The sequence below is a fragment of the Streptomyces sp. NPDC090499 genome (genome assembly GCF_044769305.1).
Lineage (GTDB): Bacteria > Actinomycetota > Actinomycetes > Streptomycetales > Streptomycetaceae > Streptomyces.
Genome location: NZ_JBIVXP010000001.1, coordinates 861,410 through 881,203, shown reverse-complemented (window position 1 = coordinate 881,203; position 19,794 = coordinate 861,410). Strand labels below are relative to the sequence as shown.

The following is a 19,794-nucleotide window of genomic DNA, read 5'->3' as shown; positions in this document are numbered from 1 at the left end:
GGCTGGGCAGCGCCCTGTTAGGGGCGCGGGGAACTGCGCGACCGGCCCCCACCTACCCGCAGCTGCACCACCACCGCAAGCTGAATGCGACTGCCTGCGGCTGGGCAGCGCCCTGTTAGGGGCGCGGGGAACTGCGCGACCGGCCCCCACCTACCCGCAGCTGCACCACCACCGCAAGCTGAATGCGACTGCCAGCGGCTGGGCAGCGCCCCGCAAGGGGCGCGGGGAACTGCGCGATCAGCCCCCACGCACCCGCAGCCGCACCACCACCGCAGCTGGCTGGCTGAATGCGACTGCCTGCGGCTGGGCAGCGCCCTGTAAGGGGCGCGGGGAACTGCGCGACCGGCCCCCACCCACCCGCAGTCACACCACCACCGCAGCCCACCCCGCCCGCAACCGCCCCGACCAGCACCACTCACCGACCCGCCCGGCAGCGCACCCCCCGTCGGCCCGCCCCCTACGGCTCCGTCGTCTCCGACTCCAGTGCCGCCCGCGTGGCCGTCCCGTACACCCCCGACTCGTCCGTCAGGATGCCCCGCGCCAGCTGGTACGTGCGCACCGCGCTCTCGGTCCTGCTGTCGTAGTGGCCGTCGGCCTTCCCGGTGAAGAGGTTCAGCTGGGCCAGCCGCTGCTGGAGCTCGGTCACCTCCGCCCCGGTGTCGCCGGGGCGCAGGACCGGGGCCGTGGTGGGCTGCGCGGAGGCCGCCGCGCCCGTCGTCGTCGCCGATTCGGTCGGTGTCGCCGGGCGGGAGGGCGTCGGGGACGGGGCCGGGCTGGACGGCGCGGGAGAGGACGGGGAACGCGACGCGCTCGGGCTCGCGGAGCCGGACGGCGTGGCCGAGGCCGTGGACCCCGGCGAGGCGGCCGGCGCCGTGGCCGAGGCCGACGCCGTGCTCGGAGTCACGTCCGGGACGCTCTCCCGTACGTCCGCCGGTCCCGCCGTGTCCCGCTCCGGCGTCATGTGGGCGAACAGCCCGCCCGCGAACCCCGCCACCGCGAGGATCCCGGCCACCGCCCCGGCGACCGCCGGCAGCAGGACCCACCGGGGCCGCCGGCGTGGCGACCGCGCAGGAGCCGCCTCGACCGCGTCGGCGGTCACCGCCCGCAACGGCACGGTCGCCTCGGCCGGGACCGGCACGGCCGGCGGCTCCGCCACCACCGGCAGCGGCGCGGTCTCCCCGCCGTCACCGTCACCGGTACCGGCACTCGCGTCCGCCTCGATGGCCACGTACGGCCGTATCCGCAGCGGGTCGAAGTCCTCCGCCGCCGCCTGTTCGGCCGTACGCGCGTCGCGCAACGCGTCGGCGGTCCGCTGGTTGCAGTCGCAGGCGGGGGAGCCGTCCGCCCCCTTCGGTGTCCCGCACTCCGGGCACTGGCGGCCCCCGCTCCCCGGCGTATCCGTCACGGCGTTCGTCCCTCCCCTCACGAACTCCACAGATTATGCAGAGCGCCCACACGTACGTTCTCCGGAACCCCTCGTCTCACAGGCACCGAAAAGGACTCGACGGGCCATACCGGGTGACACCGTCCACGATGGAAGATGGCCGAAAGCCCCGGGAGGTCTCCATGGCGCTGGAAACGACGCACGCCCAGGCGAGGGACGCGGAGCGCGTACCCGGCAACGTGCTGGTCCCGATCGGCGCGCTGCTGCTCGGGCTGCTGCTGGCCGCGCTGGACCAGACGATCGTGTCGACGGCGCTGCCGACCATCGTCAGCGACCTCGGCGGCCTCGAACACCTGTCGTGGGTGGTCACCGCCTACCTGCTGGCCGCCACCGCCGCCACCCCGCTGTGGGGCAAGCTCGGCGACCAGTACGGCCGCAAGCGGCTCTTCCAGCTGGCGATCGTGATCTTCCTCGTCGGGTCGGCGCTGTGCGGGATGGCCCGGGACATGGGCGAGCTGATCGGCTTCCGCGCCCTGCAGGGGCTGGGCGGCGGCGGGCTGATGGTGCTGTCGATGGCGATCGTGGGGGACATCGTGCCGCCGCGTGAACGGGGGCGGTACCAGGGGCTGTTCGGTGCCGTGTTCGGTACCACCAGCGTGCTCGGGCCGCTGCTCGGCGGGGTGCTCACCGAGCAGCTGAGCTGGCGCTGGGTGTTCTACGTCAACCTGCCCGTCGGTGTCGTCGCGCTCGCGGTGATAGCCGCCGCCCTGCACATCCCGCGCCGGAGGGCCCACCACGTCATCGACTACCTCGGCACCCTCCTGATCGCCGCCGTCGCCACCTGCCTGGTGCTGGTGGCCTCGCTGGGCGGGACGACGTGGGCGTGGGGGTCGGCGCAGATCATCGGGCTCGTGGTCGTCGGGGTGGCGCTCGCCGTCGCCTTCGTCGCCGTCGAGCGGCGGGCCGCCGAACCCGTGCTCCCGCTGAACCTCTTCGGCATCCGCACCTTCACCCTCGCCGCCGTGATCAGCTTCATCGTCGGGTTCGCGATGTTCGGCGCGATGACCTACCTGCCGACCTTCCTCCAGGTCGTGCAGGGCGTCTCGCCGACCCTGTCGGGCGTGCACATGCTGCCGATGGTGATCGGGCTGCTGCTGTCGTCCACGCTCTCCGGGCAGATCGTCAGCCGTACCGGGCACTGGAAGGTGTTCCCGGTCGCCGGCACCGGCGTGACCACCATCGGGCTGCTGCTCCTGCACCGGCTCGACGAACACAGCTCGACCGCCCGGATGAGCGTCTACTTCTTCGTCTTCGGCCTGGGCCTCGGCCTGGTCATGCAGGTGCTGGTGCTCATCGTCCAGAACTCCGTCTCGTACGAGGACCTCGGCGTCGCCACCTCCGGCGCCACCTTCTTCCGCTCCATCGGGGCCTCCTTCGGCGTCGCCGTCTTCGGCTCCGTCTTCGCGGGCCGGCTCGCCGACAAGCTCGCCGACGCCTTCCGCGGCGTCCGCCTCCCGCCCGGTGCCACCCCGGACGCCCTCAAGGCCGACCCGCGCGGCATCGCCGACCTGCCGCCCGCGCTGCGGCCCGCAGCCCTGCACGCGTACGCGTCCTCGATCACGGACGTCTTCCTGTACGCCGCCCCGGTCGCCCTGCTCGGTTTCGCCCTCGCCTGGCTCCTCAAGGAGGACCCGCTGCGCGGCTCGGTCACCGCACCGGACGCCTCCGAGACCATCCCGCCCAACCCGGTCCAGCGGTCGTCGTACGACGAGTGCTCCCGGGCGCTCTCCCTGCTCGGCACCCGGGAGGGGCGCCGGGAGGTCTACCGGAAGACCAACACGCGGGCCGGGTACCCCGACCTGCTGCCCGCCTCCGGCTGGCTGCTGCTGCGGATCCGGAAGTACGGTTCCGTGGAGCCGGGGCGGCTCGCCGAGCGCGGCCCGGTCCCGATGAACGTCGTCCTGGCGGGCGCCCGCCAGCTGGAGGAGCGGCGCCTCGCCGACCGCCTGGGCCTCGACCTGACCCTCACCGAGCAGGGCCGCGAGGTCGCCGACCGGCTCGCCGGGGCCCGCGAGGAGTCCCTGGCCGACCTCCTCGGCGACTGGTGGAGCCCGGACCGGCCCACCGACCTGGACCGCCTGGTGAAGGAACTGACCGACGAACTGTGCGGCACCGAACGCGAGCAGCCGCAGAGCCCCGCGGCCGGGCAGGTCAGTTGACGAGCTCCTTGCGGAACCAGTGCCCGGCGTAGACGTCGTCGTTGTGCGGTGCGGTCTCCGCGTAGCCGAGCCGCGCGTACAGGGCGCGGGCCTCCACCAGGTCGGTGCGGGTGTCCAGGACGATCCGCGCGGCCCCGAGGACACGGGCCGCGTCCTCGGCCGCCGCGACGAGGAGTGCGGCCCCGCCCCGGCCGCGCAGCCCCTCGTGCACGAAGACGCGGGTGAGTTCGGCGGTGGCCGGCTCCAGGAGCCGTACGCCCGCGCTGCCGGCCGGCGCACCGTCGTACCGCGCGATCAGCAACCGGCCGGTGGGCGGGGCCAGTTCGGAGCCCGGCCGGGCGGCGATCTCCCGTTCCAGCTCGGCCGGGTCGGTGCGGCGGCCCTCGTGGCACAGGTACCAGCGGTCGCTGACCTCCGTGTAGTACGCCCGCCACAGGGCGCGGGCGGCGGGGGAGTTCGGGCGTTCCGGGGTGATCGTCCAGGAGGTCATGGGCCGTAGTGTCCGGGGGTCCGGCACGGTCCGCGCAACCGGATATCGGCGGCCGCGGGCGGGCTCCGTCCGGCCGGGCTGTTTGCGGGGCGGTGTCCGGGTCACCCGGTGGGGGAGACGGCCCGTCGGGCCGAGACACCGGAAGGCAACCATGTCCACAGGCTTGATCATCGCGATCGTGATCGTGGCCGCCGTGGTCGTCGTCGCGGCCCTGCTGGCCGTGCGCGCCAGGGGCAGCGGCCCGCAGGGTCTGAAGCGGCGCTTCGGACCCGAGTACGAGCGGACGGTGGCCCAGCACGGCGGCGACACCAAGGCGGCCGAGCAGGAACTCACCGAGCGGGTGCAGCGCCACGGCGCACTGCACGAGCGCGAACTGGAACCGGCGGAGCGCGAACGCTACGCGGCCCGCTGGACCGCCGCACAGGAGCACTTCGTCGACTCGCCCCGGGAGTCCGTGGCCGAGATCGACCGGCTGCTCGCCGAACTGGCCGCCGACCGCGGCTTCCCGGCCGGTGCCGACTACGAGGACCAGGTGGCCGCGCTCTCCGTGCACCACGCCGACCACGTCGACGGCTACCGCCGCGTCCACCGTGCCGTCCAGGCGCCCGTGGGCGGGTCGCAGCAGAGCCGGGCCGGGACCGAGGAGATGCGGACGGCCATGATCGAGGCCCGCTCCCTCTTCGACGACCTCGTCACCCCGTCGTCCCACGAGCACGGCCGGCACCGCGCCGGTGTCGGTGCCGACACCGGCGGACACCTGCCCTGGTCCGCCGACCAGAGCCGCCCGAAGGAGAGTTGACAGACATGACCGATGCCAGGACCGAATCCGGCCGCCGACCCGCCGGCGGCGACGCGGACCCCGCCGGTACCGCGATGCCGGGACGCGAGGAGAGGACGACCGACCGGACCGACGTCTCCGCGAGCGGAGGCCGCTCCGGACAGGAGGAAGCGCAACGCATGGACGACCGGGACGCGGCCGGGCAGGCGGTGCTGGTGGCCGGTGACGGTCCCGGCCACGACACGGACTACACGGACGGCACGGACGGCACGGACGGCGCGGACTACACGGACGGCACGGACGCGCACCGCGACGGCGAGCAGCTGATGCCCCGTGAGGAGTGCGGACAGCTGGAGCGCCGGCTCCAGCACGCGGTCACCGGTTTCGTCGACGAGCCGCGGACGGCCGTCGAGGAGGCCGACCGGGCCGTCGAGGAGATCAGCGCCCGCCTCACCGACGCCGTCGAGCGGCGCCGCCGCACCCTGCGCGGCAGCTGGCAGTCCGCCGACGCGGACCGCCCCGGCAGCGCCGACACCGAGCAGCTCCGGCTGGCCCTGCGCGACTACCGCGAACTGGCGGACCGGCTGCTGCACATGTGAGTCACCCGAGCCGCCCGCGCCCCCGTGTCACCCGCCCGCGCCCCCGTGTCACCCGCGCGGGTCCGGTTCGGGGCCCCGTTCCGCCCCGGCCGCCGTCCGGCGCTCCCGCCACTCGCGTACGACCTCTTCGACGTCGTACGGCTTCTTGCCCAGCGGGGGGCCGGGCGGCGGCTTGAACATCATGTCGCGGATCTTGACGTTGACCTCTGTGATGATCTTGCGGACGATCCGCTCCGAAGGCGCCGCGTAGGCGGCCGCCAGCGCGTCCTCGGCCTCCTTGCGCAGGGCGAGCGTCGGCGGCAGCATCGCCAGGCCCTCCCGGGCCATCTTCCGCTTGATCCACCACAGTTCGTCGTACGGCGTCTCCAGGGCGGCGGGCAACGGCTTCCCGGCGCCCGGCAGTCGATCGAACTCACCGCGCCGCTGGGCGTCTTGGATCTGCCTGTCGACCCAGGACTCGAACGGCACCCCCGTTGGCTTTCGCTCGGTCATGACTCCATTGTGCCGGACGCGGCCCGGCGGGGCGTTTTATCATGCGCCGGAGATCCACGAAGGACTCAGGAACCGCGCAGGGGGAACGCACGTGCTCGAACTCACCATGGCCTCCGTGTCCGGAGAAGCGGGCGAGACGGCCGGAATGCTCATGGCCGACGCGCCCAGCGACCCGGGTGCCGTGCTCCGGGTGGGCCGCGACGCCGCCGCCTGCCGGCTCGCGACGCCCGACGACTGGCTGTTCGTCTCCCGGGTGCACCTGGAGTTCCTGTGCGGGCCCGAGGGCGGCTGGCAGGTCACCTGGCTGCGCGGCTCCCAGGCCGAACCGTCCTCCGAGGTGCTGCTGACCGTCGGCGAGTACGCCCAGGCCATCGCGTACGGCGGCACGGTCGCGCTGCCCCGGGGCGGCTCCGGCGAGATCGTCATCCGGGACCGCACCGCCCCGCGCAGCGTCAACGTGGGCTTCTACCAGGAGGGTTGAGCAACGCCTCCCAGATGACCCGGCCGGGTCAGTCGAGGACCCGCGCCAGCGCGAAGCCGTCGTAGCCCTTGCTGCCGACCGTCTGGATCGCCGTGCCGGTCAGCCTCGGGTGGGCCGCGATCAGCTCGATCGCGGCGCGGGTGCCGACCACGTCCGGTTCGGCGCTCTCGGCGTCGACGACCCGGCCGCCGCGCACCACGTTGTCGACGACGATCAGGCTGCCGGTGCGGGTGAGCCGGAGCGCCCACTCCACGTAGTGCGGGTTGTTGGCCTTGTCGGCGTCGATGAAGACCAGGTCGAAGGGGGCCGGGTTCTCGTCGGCGAGCTTGGGCAGCGACTCGAGGGCCGGCCCGACCCGCACCTCGACCAGCTTCTCCAGGCCCGCGCGGGCGATGTTGCGGACCGCGACCTCGGCGTGGTGGGCGCTGTACTCCAGCGAGATCAGCCTGCCGTCGGCGGGCAGGGCACGGGCCAGCCAGATGGTGCTGTACCCGCCGAGGGTGCCGATCTCCAGGATGTTCCGGGCGTCCTGGATCTGGGCGAGGAGCTGGAGCAGTTTGCCCTGGTTGGCGGTGACGTTGGCGTGCGGAAGCTCGTTCGCCTCGCTCTCCCGCAGGGCCGCCTGCAGCGACTCGTCGTCCGGTGACAGGTGGCTGGTGAAGTAGAAGTCGACGTCGTCCCAGAGCTGAGAGCCGCTCATGCCTACGCTGCCTTTCGCATATTCGGGTAGCTGCCCGCTGACAGGTACCTGAATAGCACTAGTGAGGCGGCGGCGCGGGCGGCAGCGGCGGGCGGCGGGAGTGTCGTACGGCCGTGAGGGAGACGGCCGTGACGGCCAGCAGCAGCGCGGCGGCCACCGTCAGCAGCCAGGCCGGGGCGCCGGCCACCTCGCGCAGCCGGTCCTCGTAGACGATCTGCTGGAACGGGGTGTCGGAGGACGCCCGCCGCAGCACGTGGTCGGCGGTGATCCGGGACGGGTAGGGGAACTCCTGGCCGATCGCCGTCAGGTACGGGGTGCCTGCGGCCAGCTCGCCCAGCGCGCCCGCCGGGTGGCCGAGACGGCCGGCGTAGACGACCCGGGGGCGTTCGCCGCCGATCGCGGAGCGCGGTTCCATCCGGTGCGCGGCGAGGACGTACAGGCCGAGCGACTGCGGGGTGGCCGCGAGCGCGGACAGCCGCATCGGGTAGACCGGGCGGTCGCTGGCGAAGGCGAGGTGGAGCGGGTCGAGGGCGCCGTGCAGCGCGGTGCCCGCGGTCTCGGGGGCGAGCCTGACCGCGACGTACTCCCAGTGCTCCGCGACGTAGGGCTCGAGCGCGGTGTTCAGGCGGGGCGGGAAGGGGAAGCCGTTGCTGCGCAGCCAGCCGTCCAGGGCGCCGGAGTCGGTGGCGGTCAGCTGGGCCACGTCGAACGGGCCGAGCCGCTGGCGGTCGACCACGCCGACGCGGGGGGCGGCGGTGCCGGCGCCGGGCGGGACGGGGGAGGTGGCGCGGCCGGTGGTGAGGGGCCAGTCGCCGTCCTCGGGCCAGAAGTGGTGGCGGGTGCGGTGCACCGGGGCGGTGAGGGTGTGCAGCTGGTCGAACAGGGCCGGGTCGGCGAGGGCGACGGTGGCGCGGTGCGGGACGGGCATGATCCAGGCGACCCGGTCGGCGTCGCCGTCGACCGTCAGGCGCAGCACGATCTGTTCGCGGGTGCCGTCCCAGCGCAGCACGGACTCCTCGCGGCCGACGATGACCTGCCGGCCGGTGCCGGGCACGAGGGCGCCGCAGGCGCAGGCGAAGGCGGGGGCGGCGAGCCCGCCGAGCTGGATGCCGGTGAGGATGAGGAGGACCGCGAGCAGGCGGGTGCGTCGGCGGGGTCGCCGCTGGCCGATCATGAACCGATACCCTCCGCGCTGCCGACGATCAGGACTGCGGACGGTAGAGCGGAGGGCGTGGTTCCTGGGGCCGTTCCGGACCGCTACCGTCTGTCTACCGACGGTACGGGGCGACGGGGCCGATCGTTCGAACGTGCAGGTGAGTGGGGGATTTGCGCAGTTCCCCGCGCCCCTGGGGGAGGGGCCGGGGAAGTTCCGCCGGGTGCGGGCCGGTGGGGGGCTGATCGCGCAGTTCCCCGCGCCCCTTCAGGGGCGCTCCTGAAGGGGGGAGGCTATCGGGGCGCCTCTATGGAAGGGGCCGAGCCCGGGAGGGGCTTGCCCGCTGTTTCCGCCATGCGCCAGGCGGCGAAGCCGCCCACCACCGCCGCGGCCATCATGTAGTACGCGGGCATCATCAGGTTTCCCGTCGCTCCGATCAGGGCCGTCACCGCGAGCGGGGTCGTGCCGCCGAACAGGGAGACCGAGATGTTGAAGCCGATCGACAGGGAGCCGTAGCGGACCCGGGTGGGGAAGAGGGCCGGGAGGGCGGCCGGCATTGCTGCCGTGAAGCAGACCAGGAGGAGGCCGAGGGCGCCCATGCCGAGGCCGACCGCGAGCAGGCTGCCCTGGCGGATCAGGAGGACGGCGGGCACGGAGAGGAACAGGAAGCCCGCGCAGCCCGCCGCGATCACCGGACGGCGGCCGACGCGGTCGGTGAGGGCGCCGGCGAACGGCTGGACGATCATCATCAGCGCCATCACGCCGAGGACGACCAGCAGGCCGTGCGTCTCGTCGTACTTCAGCTCACTGGTGAGGTAGCTGGGCATGTACGACAGGAGCATGTAGTCGGTGACGTTGAAGACCAGCACCAGGGCCATGCAGAGGAGCAGGGCCGGCCACTGGCTGGTGATCATCTCGCGGAGGGGGACCTTGGGGCGGGACGACTCCGCCTTCTCGACCTCCGCCGCGAACGCCGGGGTCTCCTCCAGGCGCATCCGCAGGTAGAGGCCGATGATGCCCATCGGGCCCGCGATCAGGAAGGGGATGCGCCAGCCCCAGGAGGTCAGGTCGTCCGCGGACAGCAGGGCCGTCATCAGGGTCACCAGGCCGGCACCGCCGATGTAGCCGGCCAGCGTGCCGAACTCCAGCCAGCTGCCGAAGAAGCCGCGCTTCTTGTCCGGCGCGTACTCGGCGATGAACGTGGACGCGCCCGCGTACTCCCCGCCGGTGGAGAAGCCCTGGACCAGGCGGGCGGCGAGGAGCAGCAGCGGGGCGCCGACGCCGATCGACGCGTAGGAGGGGATCAGGCCGATCGCGAAGGTGCCCGCCGCCATCATGATCATGGTGAGGGCGAGGACCTTCTGGCGGCCCACGCGGTCGCCGAGCGGGCCGAAGACCATGCCGCCGAGCGGGCGGACCAGGAAGGCCGCGGCGAAGGCGCCGAACGTGGACAGCAACTGGGCGGTCGGGTTGCCGGACGGGAAGAAGACCTTGCCCAGCGTCACCGCGATGTAGCTGTAGACGCCGAAGTCGAACCACTCCATGGCGTTGCCGAGCGCGGCCGCCTTCACGGCACGCTTCACCAGCGCGGGGTCGGTGACGGTCGGCGCGGCGGCGGTGGCCGTACGGGGGCCGGGGACCTGCGCGGACGGGGTGACTGCTGTGGCGGTCGCCAAAACGGGGCTCGCCTACCTTTCGTGGGGGACAGGGGCGCGGCCCGCACGGCGATGGACGGGACGAAAAGCGACGATAGGAGCACTTGGGGGCGTTACGTCGCGTACGCGCTTACATGCACAGTGCAGCTAAATGCGCCGTACGCAGGGACGTCTGCCCGCTCCCGCGGGGCTATGTGTGTTGCGCACTGTGATCCTTGTCGCGCTCCGTGGTGTCGGTCCGGTCCTCTGGACGCTGTCGTCTTCCGGACAAAAGGCGGACGGACGTCAGGTGAAGTGGGGGTTGCCTGCGTCTCTGCCCAGAGGTGATGGGACCCTCGTAGGGTTCTCGGAGCGATCGAGCGGACCATCGGGTGTGCGTAACGGGGCGGGAGGCCGGCAAGGCGTGGCGAACGTGGAGCACGGAGGACGAGCGGGGGAGGCTTTCGGCGGGGCGGAGCCCGGAGCACGGTTCAGAATGGTCCGGCTCGGCCTGTGGGCGGTGGCCGCGATCCTCGTCGTACGGCAGCTGGCAGTCGTCCTCTCCACCCCGAGCGGGGAACGGCTGACGGACCTGGAGACCTGGGTCGGCCCCGAGGGCGTGCTGCACGTCAAGGGGTCCCTGTACGACTCGACGCAGTTCACCGGCACCCCCTTCGGCGGGCTGGTGCTCAAGCCGCTCACCAGAGCCGCCGAACAGGCCCTCGGCTGGGGCTGGACCTTCGGCACGCTGCTGCTGGTGGTCGCCCTCGGGCTGGTCGCCGCCCGCGCGCTGCCCCAGCCGGTGAGCCGCCGCACCTCGCTGCTGGCCGCACCGGTCGCGATCAGCCTGCTGACGCTCTCGCTGCCCGTCCGCAACACCCTCTGGCTCGGCCAGACCAGCATCATCCCGGTCCTGCTGGTGCTCCTCGGCTGCTTCGCCGCCCGCGGGCAGCGCGACAGCGGAGTGTGCGTCGGGCTGGCCGCCGCCCTGCAGCCGGCCCTGCTGCTCTTCGCCCCGCTGCTGTGGTTCACCGGCCGCCGCCGGGCGGCCGTCGCCACCGGCGCGACCTTCGCAGTCTGCACGGTGCTGGCCTGGGCGGCGCTGCCGCACGACTCGTACACCTACTGGATCCACCACATCGCCGGCACCGGCCTCGGTGGTGAGGCGGACGCGCTCGCCAACCAGTCGCTGCACGGCGCCCTGCTGCGGTTCGGGCTGAGCGGCCCGCTGGAGATCGTGCTGTTCCTGGCGCTCGGCGCGGCCGTGGCCGGCGTCGCGCTGCGCCGCGCGGTGCGCTACGCCCGCGACGGGCAGCTGCTGCTCGCGGTCGCGATCACCGGCTGCGCGGTGATCGCGGTGTCGCCGACGGCCTGGCAGCACCAGCTGCTGTGGGTGCTGCTCGCGGTGGTCGGCCGGGCCGGGCGGCGCGCCGCCGACCGGACCGTGTGGCCGGTCGTCGTCGTCCTCGTGATGACGCTGCCCGCCAAGGCGATGCTGCCGAACCAGTCGCTCTTCGTACCCGTGCGCGACAACACGATCCTGCTCGCCGCCCTGGCCGCGGCCACGCTCGTGCCCTTCCTGTCCCGGACCGCCCCGGAGTTCGCCCGCCCGGTCCCGACGGACTACGCCGAGCCGGTCCCGGCCCGCTTCCGGCAGGTCCCGCTGGCGCCCTCGCTGCGCCGGGTGCTGACCCGCCCCAACCTCTTCCTCGAACTGGTCGCGATGCGGCTGGTCTACTTCGCCTACCAGCAGATACGGCTCGCCGCCGCCGGGGACGGCACCGGCACCTCCGGGCGGGCCCGCGCCGAGCGCCACGGGCACCAGATCCACGACATCGAGCGGTTCCTGCACCTGGACATCGAGCACTGGGCCAACCACACCGTGTACGGCGTCGGCTGGCTGCGGAGCTTCCTCGACTTCTACTACGAGTCCTTCCACTTCGTCGTCCCGCTGACCGTCCTCGCCGTCCTCTACGTCCGGCGCCCGGTCGACTACCGCTGGGCCCGCACCGCCCTCGGCTTCGCCACCGCGTTCGCCCTGATCGGCTTCTGGCTCTACCCGCTGGCCCCGCCCCGCCTGATGCCGGGCCTCGGCATCATCGACACCGTGCACGGCCCGCAGGACTTCGCCAAGCCGGACTACGGCACCCTCACCCAGCTGACCAACCAGTACGCGGCGATGCCCTCGCTGCACTTCGGCTGGGCGCTGTGGTGCGGGATCGTCATCGCCGTCGTCGCCCCGAGGTGGTGGCTCAAGGCCTTCGGCCTGATCCACCCGCTCCTCACGGTCACGGCGATCATCGGCACCGGCAATCACTGGGTGCTGGACGCGGTGGGCGGCGCGGCGGTGGTCGGCGCGGGCTTCGGCGTGGGGTACCTGCTGCAGGGGCCGCGGGCCCTGCGGGGGGCGGGGGCCGAGAAAAGGGACCGGGAGCCGGTGATGGCGTCGGCTCCCGGGTGACGCCTGTCGACGGGCCGCGGTGTCGTCGTCGTTCGGCCGCGGCGCCGTCGTGGCTGGTCGCGCAGTTCCTCCCCCAGCCTTCGGCCGGGGGCACCCCCAGCGCCCCTTCGGGGGCGCTGATCCACAGGGCGCTTCTCAGAGCCGTTGGATGATCGTCCCCGTCGCAAGCCCCCCGCCCGCGCACATCGTGATGAGGGCGAACTCCTTGTCCGTGCGCTCCAGTTCGTGCAGAGCGGTGGTGATGAGGCGGGCACCGGTGGCGCCCACCGGGTGGCCGAGGGCGATCGCGCCGCCGTTGACGTTGACCTTGTCGAGGTTCTGCTCGAAGACCCGGGCCCAGCTCAGCACCACGGACGCGAACGCCTCGTTGATCTCGACGAGGTCGATGTCCCTGAGGGTCATGCCGGACTTGCCGAGCACCGCGCGGGTCGCGTCGACCGGGCCGTCGAGGTGGAAGTGCGGGTCGGCGCCGACCAGTGCCTGGGCGACGATCCGGGCCCGGGGGCGGAGCTTCAGCGCCCGCGCCATCCGCTTCGACGCCCACATGATCGCGGCGGCGCCGTCGGAGATCTGGGAGGAGTTGCCGGCCGTGTGGACGGCGGTGGGCATGACCGGCTTCAGGCCCGCCAGCGCCTCCGCCGACGTGTCCCGCAGCCCCTCGTCCCGGTCGACGAGGCGCCACATGCCCTGCCCCGCGTGCTGCTCCTCCTCCGTCGTCGGCACCTGGACGGCAAAGGTCTCGCGCTTGAAGCGTTCCTCGGCCCAGGCGTGCGCCGCCCGCTCCTGCGAGAGCAGCCCGAGCGCGTCGACGTCCTCCCTGGTCAGGCCACGGCGGCGGGCGATGCGCTCGGCGGCCTCGAACTGGTTGGGCAGGTCGACGTTCCACTCGTCGGGGAACGGCTTGCCCGGCCCGTGCTTGGAGCCCGAGCCCAGCGGCACCCGGGACATCGCCTCGACCCCGCAGCTGATCCCGACGTCGATGACCCCGGCGGCGATCATGTTGGCGGTCATGTGCGAGGCCTGCTGCGAGGAGCCGCACTGGCAGTCGACGGTGGTGGCCGCGGTCTCGTACGGCAGTCCCATGGTCAGCCAGGCGGTACGCGCGGGGTTCATGGACTGCTCGCCGGCGTGGGTCACCGTGCCGCCGACGATCTGCTCGACCGCGTCGGCGGGGATGCCGGTGCGGCCGAGGAGTTCACGGTAGGTCTCGCCCAGGAGGTAGGCGGGATGCAGGTTGGCGAGCGCGCCGCCGCGCTTGCCGATGGGGGTGCGTACGGCTTCGACGATCACGGGTTCCGCGGCCATGGGGGCTCGGTCCTCTCCTCGGTCACCCGCGCGGCGCAGGGGCGTCCCGGCCCGGCCCGCCACGCAGAACTAGAACGCGTACTAGTTCTGCGTGCAGTCTGCTGACAGTCCGTCCACAACCGCAAGAGGGGTGCATGCAATTGGGGTGACCGTGCCCCTTGCGACTTGTAGAACCCGTTATTACCTTCACGGCAACCGACTCTTTCTGATGGTCCGTCAGAAGTGCGTCGGCGCACGCGTATCCAGGTCCGTACACGGTGGGAGTGAGTCGCCATGCCCTGTCCCGCGCTGCCCGACGGGTTCGACCTCACCGACCCCGATCTGCTCCATCACCGGGTGCCGCTCCCGGAGTTCGCCGCGCTGCGGCAGGCCGAACCGGTCCGCTGGATCGAACAGCCGCACGGCATCGCCGGCTTCGCGGACGACGGCTACTGGGCCGTCACCCGGCACGCGGACGTCAAGTACGTCTCCACGCACCCCGAGCTCTTCTCCTCCTGGCTCAACACGGCGATCATCCGCTTCGGCGAGCACATCCAGCGGGACGCGATCGACGCCCAGCGGCTGATCCTGCTGAACATGGACCCGCCCGAGCACACCCGGGTCCGCCAGATCATCCAGCGCGGTTTCACACCGCGGTCGATCCGGGCCCTGGAGGAGCGCCTGCGCGCCCGCGCCGGGGCGATCGTCGACGCGGCCCGCGCCCACACCGGCCCCTTCGACTTCGTCACCGAGGTCGCCTGCGAGCTCCCCCTCCAGGCCATCGCGGAACTGATCGGCATCCCGCAGGACGACCGGGCCAAGATCTTCGACTGGTCCAACAAGATGATCTCGTACGACGACCCGGAGTACGCGATCACCGAGGAGGTGGGCGCCGAGTCCGCCACCGAGCTGATCGCCTACGCGATGAACATGGCGGCCGACCGCAAGCAGTGCCCGGCCAAGGACATCGTCTCCACGCTGGTCGCCGCCGAGGACGAGGGCAACCTCAACTCCGACGAGTTCGGCTTCTTCGTGCTGATGCTCGCGGTGGCCGGCAACGAGACCACCCGCAACGCCATCACGCACGGCATGCACGCGTTCCTGACCCACCCCGACGCCTGGGACCTGTACAAGCGCGAGCGCCCGGCGACCGCCGCCGAGGAGATCGTCCGCTGGGCCACCCCGGTCAACTCCTTCCAGCGCACCGCCACCCAGGACACCGAGCTGGGCGGCAAGCTGATCCGCAAGGGCGACCGGGTCGGCGTCTTCTACGCCTCCGCCAACCACGACCCCGAGGTCTTCGCCGACCCCGACTCCTTCGACATCACCCGCGACCCCAACCCCCACCTCGGCTTCGGCGGCGGCGGCCCCCACTACTGTCTCGGCAAGTCCCTGGCCGTCCTCGAGATCGACCTGATCTTCAACGCGATCGCCGACGCGATGCCGGACCTGCGCCTGACCGGCGACCCGGACCGCCTCCGCTCGGCATGGATCAACGGCGTGAAGCACCTCCGGGTCACCACCTCGTAGGCCGCCTTCGCCACCCTCCCCGGACCCGGGCCGACGGCTCCCGGCGCCGCCGGCCCGTCCCGAGGGAGGCAGGAGCACCCCCTCCCTACGCCCCCGTTCCTGCCTCCCCCGAGACACCGGTCACCGCCCCCTTCGGCGGTGTCCGGACACACGTCGGCACCCTCGCCCCAGGAGGAGGGGCGAGGGTGCCGGGGTTCAGGGGCGCGCGACGCCGGGGATCAGCGGCGGGTGCGCGGCTCGGCCGCGATCGACCGCGGGTGCGCGCGGGTCGGCCGGCTCAGTACCAGCCGTTGGCCTGCCAGAAGCTCCAGGCGGCGGTCGGGCTGCCGTAGCGGGAGTTCATGTAGTCCAGACCCCACTTGATCTGGGTGGCGGGGTTGGTCTTCCAGTCGGAGCCGGCGGACGCCATCTTCGAGCCGGGCAGGGCCTGGACCAGGCCGTAGGCGCCGGAGGACGAGTTGGTGGCGGAGGGGTTCCAGCCGCTCTCGTGCGAGACGATCTTGCTGAAGGCGTTGAACTGCGCGGCGTCCGGAATCATCTTGTGCGCGATCGCCTGGGCGGAGGAGGCCGACGTGGTGGCGGCCTGGGCGGGCGCCGCGGTCAGGGCCATACCGGCGGCGGCAGCGGCCACGGCGGCGGTGGTGAGGGCCTTCTTCGGGGAAGCGATGCGGCGGATGAAGGACACGGACACGGAGAACCTCATTCGTCGGGGACAGGGAGCCGCCGTGCTCCGGAACCACCCGTGGGGGCTGTCCGTGTGCGTCGGCGCCGCGGCCCGCTGTGGGCTCGTGGCGCCTGGCGACGTCGTCCAGACAAGCAGGCCGGAAAGCCGTCCGCAATCACCCCTTTTACTAGTGGAGGTCGCATAGGAGGGGTTGGTCCGCTGTGTGGCGTGGCTCTCAAAGCGCAGGTCGGCGGGGGTATCAAAACGGACATAGCGGAAAAGTCTGACTACTGTTCCGGATCGTAGGTGACCTGCGTCATGTGGGGTGCTTCACCGGTCGCGTCACCGGGCGCGTACGGCCCCTCACGTCCCGGGGCCGTCGAATGTGACCGCGGTCTCGAAAGCGGCCCGCCGGGTGGCCCGGCGCAGCGCCCGCAGCAGCGCCGGGCCGAGGAGGAGGGTGAGGACGACCGTGCACAGGGCCCGGCCCAGGTTCCAGCCCATGGCGGTGGCCAGGCTGTAGGCGAGGAAACGGGCCAGGTTGGCGGCGGGCCCGGCATGCGGGTCGAAGGAGAGGTTCGAGGCGTTGCCGGCCAGCAGCGGCCAGCCGGCCAGGTCGACGACCAGGCCGTAGCCGAACGCGGCGAGGAACCCGTACCCCGCCAGCAGCGCCAGCTCGCCGCGGCCGCGCAGCCGCCCGGCGCCCGGCAGCAGCCCGGCCCCCATCGTGAACCAGCCCATCGCCAGCATCTGGAACGGCAGCCACGGCCCGACCCCGCCGGTGAGCAGCGCCGACGCGAACATCGTGAGCGAGCCGAGCGTGAACCCGAAGCCCGGCCCGAGCACCCGCCCGCTCAGCACCATCAGGAAGAACATCGGCTCGATCCCGGCGGTCCCGGCACCGACCGGCCGCAGCGCCGCCCCAGTCGCGGCCAGCACGCCCAGCATGGCCACCGCCTTCGGCCCCAGCCCGGACTCGGCGATCGTCGCCGCCAGCACGGCGACCAGCAGCACCAGCAGCCCCGCGAAGAGCCAGGGCGCGTCCTCGGCGTGCGAGGCGATCCGGGAGGAGGGCGGGGCGAGGAACGGCCAGCCGACCGCGACCACCCCGACCGCACTGACGAGGAGGAGGGCGGCGAGGGAGCGGGGGCCGAGCCGCACCGGGCCGGTCATGCCAGGGCCTCGCGGACCTGGGCCACGGTGAGCCACCGCTCGGGCGCGAGGATCTTCGTCACCTGCGGGGCGAAGGACGGCGAGGAGACGACGATGTCGTCGGTCGGCCCGTCCGCGATGACCTCGCCCTCCGCGAGCAGCACCACCCGGTGCGCGAGTTCCGCGGCCAGCTCCACGTCGTGCGTGGCCAGCACGATCGCGTGCCCGTCGGCGGCGAGCCCGCGCAACACGCCCACCAGCCGGGCCTTCGCCGCGTAGTCCAGGCCCCGGGTCGGCTCGTCGAGCAGGAGCAGCGGCGGCCGGGCGGTGAGCACCACGGCCAGCGCGAGGGCGAGCCGCTGCCCCTCGGAGAGGTCACGGGGGTGCGTGTCGTCCGCGACCCCGGGCAGCAGCCCGGACACCAGCCCGCGGCAGGTCCCCGCCGCCGCCCCCGCGTCCCGGTCGGCGGCCGCGCACTCGGCACCGACCGTGTCGGCGTACAGCAGGTCACGGGGTTCCTGCGGGACCAGCCCGACGCGGCGTACCAGGTCGCGGGGGCGCGTGCGGTGCGGCACCGCGCCGCCGACCCGCACCGAGCCGGAGCCCGGCTCCACGAGCCCGACCAGGGCGCCCAGCAGCGTGGACTTCCCGGCGCCGTTGCGCCCCATGAGGGCGACGGTCTCCCCGGCGGCGACGGCGAGATCGAGGCCCCGCAGCGCGTCGACCCGGCCCCGGCGGACACCGAGGGAGCGCACCTCGGCGAGGGGAGCCGCGGAGCCGGCCGCAGGACCGGTCGCGGGCCGCTGCTCCGGGACCCGCCCGGCGAGGCGCTCCCGCAGCCCGGTCGCCGTCGCCCGCCGCCGGGCGTCGCGCACCGTCATCGGCAGCGGCGCCCACCCGGCCAGCCGCCCCAGCTCCACCACCGGCGGGCACACCGGCGACACCGCCATCACCTCGGCGGGCGTCCCGCACACCGGCGCGGCCCCGTCCCCCGGGAGCAGCACGACCCGGTCGGCGTACTGCACGACCCGCTCCAGCCGGTGCTCGGCCAGCAGCACCGTCGTGCCCAGGTCGTGCACCAGCCGCTGGAGCACGGCCAGCACCTCCTCGGCGGCGGCCGGATCGAGCGCGGAGGTCGGCTCGTCGAGCACCAGGACCGCGGGGTGCGGGGTGAGCACCGACCCGATCGCGACCCGCTGCCGCTGCCCGCCGGAGAGCGTGGCGATCGCCCGGTCCCGCAGCTCGGCCAGCCCCAGCAGATCGAGGGTCTCCTCCACCCGCCGCCGCATCACGGCCGGGGCGATTCCCAACGACTCCATCCCGTAGGCGAGTTCGTCCTCCACCGTGTCGGTCACGAAGTGGGCGAGCGGATCCTGCCCCACCGTGCCGACGACGTCGGCGAGTTCACGCGGCCGGTGGGTACGGGTGTCCCGCCCTGCGACCGTCACCCGGCCGCGCAGGGTGCCGCCGGTGAAGTGCGGCACGAGCCCGCTCACCGCATTCAGAACCGTCGACTTCCCGGTCCCGGACGGCCCCACCAGCAGCACGAGTTCACCCTCCGGCACCTCGAAGTCGACGCCCCGGACGGCGGGCCGGGCCGCGCCCTCGTACGTCACGGAGACGTCCTCGAAGCGGATCACGACGGCTCCTTCGGCACGGTGAAGGCGGGCAGCAGACCGAGCAGCACGGCGGCCGCGGGCCACAGCGGGAGAGTGGGGGCGACCAGCGGTACGACCCCGGGCTGCAGGGCCGCCGGGTCGCGGACGGACGCCAGGGTGAGCAGGGCGGCGACGGCGGCGCCCGCCCCGGACACCAGCCAGGCGCGCGCGTCCCACGGGTCCGGCCGGTACCGGGTGCGCGGCGAACGCCGGCCGCCGAGCCGCAGCCCCGCCAGCGCGGCGGCCGCCCCGGCCAGCAGCAGAGGCAGCCCGTAGCCGCCGCCCTCGGTGGTGAGCAGCCCGTACAGCCCCGCGCAGACGCCGAGCAGACCGCCGAGGGTGAGCCCGGCCGTGGTACGGCGGACCCGGTCCGGGACGTCGGCGCTGCGGCCGTACCCGCGCGCGTCCATCGCGGCGGCGAGAGCGACCGAACGCTCCAACGCGCCCTCCAGCACCGGGAGCCCCACCTGCATCAGACCGCGGACACCGGAATCGGGCCGGCCGCGCAACCGCCGGGCGGCCCGCAGCCGCTGCACGTCGGCGACCAGGTGCGGCGCGAAGGTGAGCGCGACGACGACGGCCACGCCCAGCTCGTACAGGGCGCCGGGCAGGGACTTGAGCAGCCGGGCCGGGTTGGCGAGCGCGTTGGCGGCACCGACGCAGATGAGGAGGGTGGCGATCCGGAGCCCGTCGTAGAGCGCGAAGACGAGCGCCTCGGCCGTGACCTTCCCGCCGAGGCGGATGCCCTGGGCCCAGTGCGGGAGCGGGATTTCGGGGAGGCTGACGAGGGTGTGCGCGCCGGGGACGGGCGAGCCGAGGACCACGGTGAACACCAGCCGCACGCACAGCACGGCGAGGCCGAGCCTGGCGAACGCGGCGTAGGAACGGGACCACGGGGCGGTCCGGCTGCGGCAGGCGGCCACGACGTAGGCCGTGACGGCGATGAGCAGACCGAGCAGCAGCGGGTCGGTGGTCCGCGACGCGGCGACACCCAGCGAGAGTGACCAGAGCCACCACGCGCCGGGGTGCACAGGGGAGCGCCGCTGCCGCCGGGGCACCGGAGCTCTCACCCGCCCCGGCTTGCGCCCCGTCAGGGGCGCGGCGAACTGCGCGAG

Annotated in this window: 17 protein-coding genes; 6 read left to right on the top strand and 11 right to left on the bottom strand. The window is 73.4% G+C overall.

All coding sequences use genetic code 11. The features are described 5' to 3' along the window. Positions 1–457 precede the first annotated feature (457 nt). Positions 458–1,405 carry a peptidoglycan-binding protein gene (locus tag ACIQVL_RS04100; protein ID WP_403430650.1) on the bottom strand — a complete coding sequence of 316 codons (948 nt, stop codon included), beginning with the start codon at positions 1,403–1,405 and terminating at the stop codon, positions 458–460. Between the two features lie 161 nt (positions 1,406–1,566). Between ACIQVL_RS04100 and ACIQVL_RS04095 the strand changes: the two genes are divergently transcribed. Further along, positions 1,567–3,603, top strand: a complete 2,037-nt coding sequence (locus tag ACIQVL_RS04095; RefSeq protein ID WP_403474300.1) for a DHA2 family efflux MFS transporter permease subunit — start codon at positions 1,567–1,569, stop codon at positions 3,601–3,603. Here the strand turns inward: ACIQVL_RS04095 and ACIQVL_RS04090 are convergent. Beyond that, positions 3,596–4,093: a GNAT family N-acetyltransferase gene (locus ACIQVL_RS04090; protein ID WP_403430654.1), complete on the bottom strand. Its 498-nt coding sequence runs from the start codon at positions 4,091–4,093 to the stop codon at positions 3,596–3,598. The genes ACIQVL_RS04095 and ACIQVL_RS04090 overlap by 8 nt on opposite strands. Positions 4,094–4,244: 151 nt before the next feature. On the opposite strand from ACIQVL_RS04090, the gene ACIQVL_RS04085 reads away from it, so the two are divergent. Together ACIQVL_RS04085 and ACIQVL_RS04080 are read left to right on the top strand one after the other, a co-directional pair. Beyond that, on the top strand, positions 4,245–4,892 hold the full coding sequence (locus tag ACIQVL_RS04085; protein WP_403430656.1) for a hypothetical protein: 648 nt from the start codon (positions 4,245–4,247) through the stop codon (positions 4,890–4,892). 5 nt (positions 4,893–4,897) lie between these two features. Beyond that, on the top strand, positions 4,898–5,470 hold the full coding sequence (locus ACIQVL_RS04080) for a hypothetical protein (protein WP_403474299.1): 573 nt from the start codon (positions 4,898–4,900) through the stop codon (positions 5,468–5,470). Positions 5,471–5,518: 48 nt separating this feature from the next. Here the strand turns inward: ACIQVL_RS04080 and ACIQVL_RS04075 are convergent, their stop codons facing one another. Further along, on the bottom strand, positions 5,519–5,962 hold the full coding sequence (locus tag ACIQVL_RS04075; RefSeq protein WP_403474298.1) for a DUF1992 domain-containing protein: 444 nt from the start codon (positions 5,960–5,962) through the stop codon (positions 5,519–5,521). A 91-nt stretch (positions 5,963–6,053) separates the two neighbouring features. Between ACIQVL_RS04075 and ACIQVL_RS04070 the strand changes: the two genes are divergently transcribed. Continuing rightward, on the top strand, positions 6,054–6,443 hold the full coding sequence (locus ACIQVL_RS04070) for a hypothetical protein (protein ID WP_351494300.1): 390 nt from the start codon (positions 6,054–6,056) through the stop codon (positions 6,441–6,443). A 28-nt stretch (positions 6,444–6,471) separates the two neighbouring features. On the opposite strand, the gene ACIQVL_RS04065 is transcribed toward ACIQVL_RS04070, so the two are convergent. The 3 genes from ACIQVL_RS04065 to ACIQVL_RS04055 form a co-directional block, all read right to left on the bottom strand. Beyond that, entirely contained in the window at positions 6,472–7,143 is a 672-nt protein-coding gene (locus ACIQVL_RS04065; protein ID WP_403430662.1) for an O-methyltransferase, read from the bottom strand. Positions 7,144–7,201: 58 nt separating this feature from the next. Then, on the bottom strand, positions 7,202–8,317 hold the full coding sequence (locus ACIQVL_RS04060; RefSeq protein WP_403474297.1) for a DUF2330 domain-containing protein: 1,116 nt from the start codon (positions 8,315–8,317) through the stop codon (positions 7,202–7,204). 272 nt (positions 8,318–8,589) lie between these two features. After that, complete coding sequence (locus ACIQVL_RS04055) at positions 8,590–9,972, bottom strand: MFS transporter (RefSeq protein WP_403474296.1); 1,383 nt, start codon at positions 9,970–9,972, stop codon at positions 8,590–8,592. Between the two features lie 382 nt (positions 9,973–10,354). Between ACIQVL_RS04055 and ACIQVL_RS04050 the strand changes: the two genes are divergently transcribed. Beyond that, entirely contained in the window at positions 10,355–12,391 is a 2,037-nt protein-coding gene (locus tag ACIQVL_RS04050) for a bifunctional glycosyltransferase 87/phosphatase PAP2 family protein (protein ID WP_403474295.1), read from the top strand. A 135-nt stretch (positions 12,392–12,526) separates the two neighbouring features. Here ACIQVL_RS04050 and ACIQVL_RS04045 read toward each other — a convergent pair whose 3' ends face one another. Beyond that, positions 12,527–13,696 carry a steroid 3-ketoacyl-CoA thiolase gene (locus ACIQVL_RS04045; RefSeq protein ID WP_403474294.1) on the bottom strand — a complete coding sequence of 390 codons (1,170 nt, stop codon included), beginning with the start codon at positions 13,694–13,696 and terminating at the stop codon, positions 12,527–12,529. A gap of 273 nt (positions 13,697–13,969) precedes the next feature. Here ACIQVL_RS04045 and ACIQVL_RS04040 point away from each other — a divergent pair, with 273 nt between their 5' ends. Continuing rightward, complete coding sequence (locus ACIQVL_RS04040; protein WP_403430683.1) at positions 13,970–15,205, top strand: cytochrome P450; 1,236 nt, start codon at positions 13,970–13,972, stop codon at positions 15,203–15,205. A gap of 277 nt (positions 15,206–15,482) precedes the next feature. Here ACIQVL_RS04040 and ACIQVL_RS04035 read toward each other — a convergent pair whose 3' ends face one another. The 4 genes from ACIQVL_RS04035 to ACIQVL_RS04020 all read right to left on the bottom strand — a co-directional run bounded on the left by ACIQVL_RS04035 (position 15,483) and on the right by ACIQVL_RS04020 (position 19,749). Next, a complete protein-coding gene (locus ACIQVL_RS04035) occupies positions 15,483–15,896 on the bottom strand; it encodes a transglycosylase SLT domain-containing protein (RefSeq protein WP_217551566.1) in 414 nt (137 codons plus the stop codon). A gap of 336 nt (positions 15,897–16,232) precedes the next feature. Further along, positions 16,233–17,042 (bottom strand): ECF transporter S component, encoded by an 810-nt coding sequence (locus ACIQVL_RS04030; protein ID WP_403430684.1) that lies wholly within the window; start codon positions 17,040–17,042, stop codon positions 16,233–16,235. Next, on the bottom strand, positions 17,039–18,661 hold the full coding sequence (locus ACIQVL_RS04025; protein WP_403474293.1) for an ABC transporter ATP-binding protein: 1,623 nt from the start codon (positions 18,659–18,661) through the stop codon (positions 17,039–17,041). Before ACIQVL_RS04025 ends, ACIQVL_RS04030 begins: the two co-directional genes overlap by 4 nt. Continuing rightward, entirely contained in the window at positions 18,658–19,749 is a 1,092-nt protein-coding gene (locus ACIQVL_RS04020) for an energy-coupling factor transporter transmembrane component T (RefSeq protein ID WP_403474789.1), read from the bottom strand. The genes ACIQVL_RS04025 and ACIQVL_RS04020 overlap by 4 nt, the downstream gene beginning before the upstream one ends. Positions 19,750–19,794: the final 45 nt, after the last annotated feature.

Excerpts from the sequence above, each read along its gene's own strand:
- ACIQVL_RS04045 (WP_403474294.1), bottom strand. The coding sequence starts at position 13,696 with ATGGCCGCGGAACCCGTGATCGTCGAAGCCGTACGCACCCCCATCGGC.
- ACIQVL_RS04080 (WP_403474299.1), top strand. The coding sequence starts at position 4,898 with ATGACCGATGCCAGGACCGAATCCGGCCGCCGACCCGCCGGCGGCGAC.
- ACIQVL_RS04060 (WP_403474297.1), bottom strand. The coding sequence starts at position 8,317 with ATGATCGGCCAGCGGCGACCCCGCCGACGCACCCGCCTGCTCGCGGTC.
- ACIQVL_RS04090 (WP_403430654.1), bottom strand. The coding sequence starts at position 4,093 with ATGACCTCCTGGACGATCACCCCGGAACGCCCGAACTCCCCCGCCGCC.
- ACIQVL_RS04040 (WP_403430683.1), top strand. The coding sequence starts at position 13,970 with ATGCCCTGTCCCGCGCTGCCCGACGGGTTCGACCTCACCGACCCCGAT.
- ACIQVL_RS04065 (WP_403430662.1), bottom strand. The coding sequence starts at position 7,143 with ATGAGCGGCTCTCAGCTCTGGGACGACGTCGACTTCTACTTCACCAGC.
- ACIQVL_RS04095 (WP_403474300.1), top strand. The coding sequence starts at position 1,567 with ATGGCGCTGGAAACGACGCACGCCCAGGCGAGGGACGCGGAGCGCGTA.
- ACIQVL_RS04085 (WP_403430656.1), top strand. The coding sequence starts at position 4,245 with ATGTCCACAGGCTTGATCATCGCGATCGTGATCGTGGCCGCCGTGGTC.
- ACIQVL_RS04075 (WP_403474298.1), bottom strand. The coding sequence starts at position 5,962 with ATGACCGAGCGAAAGCCAACGGGGGTGCCGTTCGAGTCCTGGGTCGAC.
- ACIQVL_RS04030 (WP_403430684.1), bottom strand. The coding sequence starts at position 17,042 with ATGACCGGCCCGGTGCGGCTCGGCCCCCGCTCCCTCGCCGCCCTCCTC.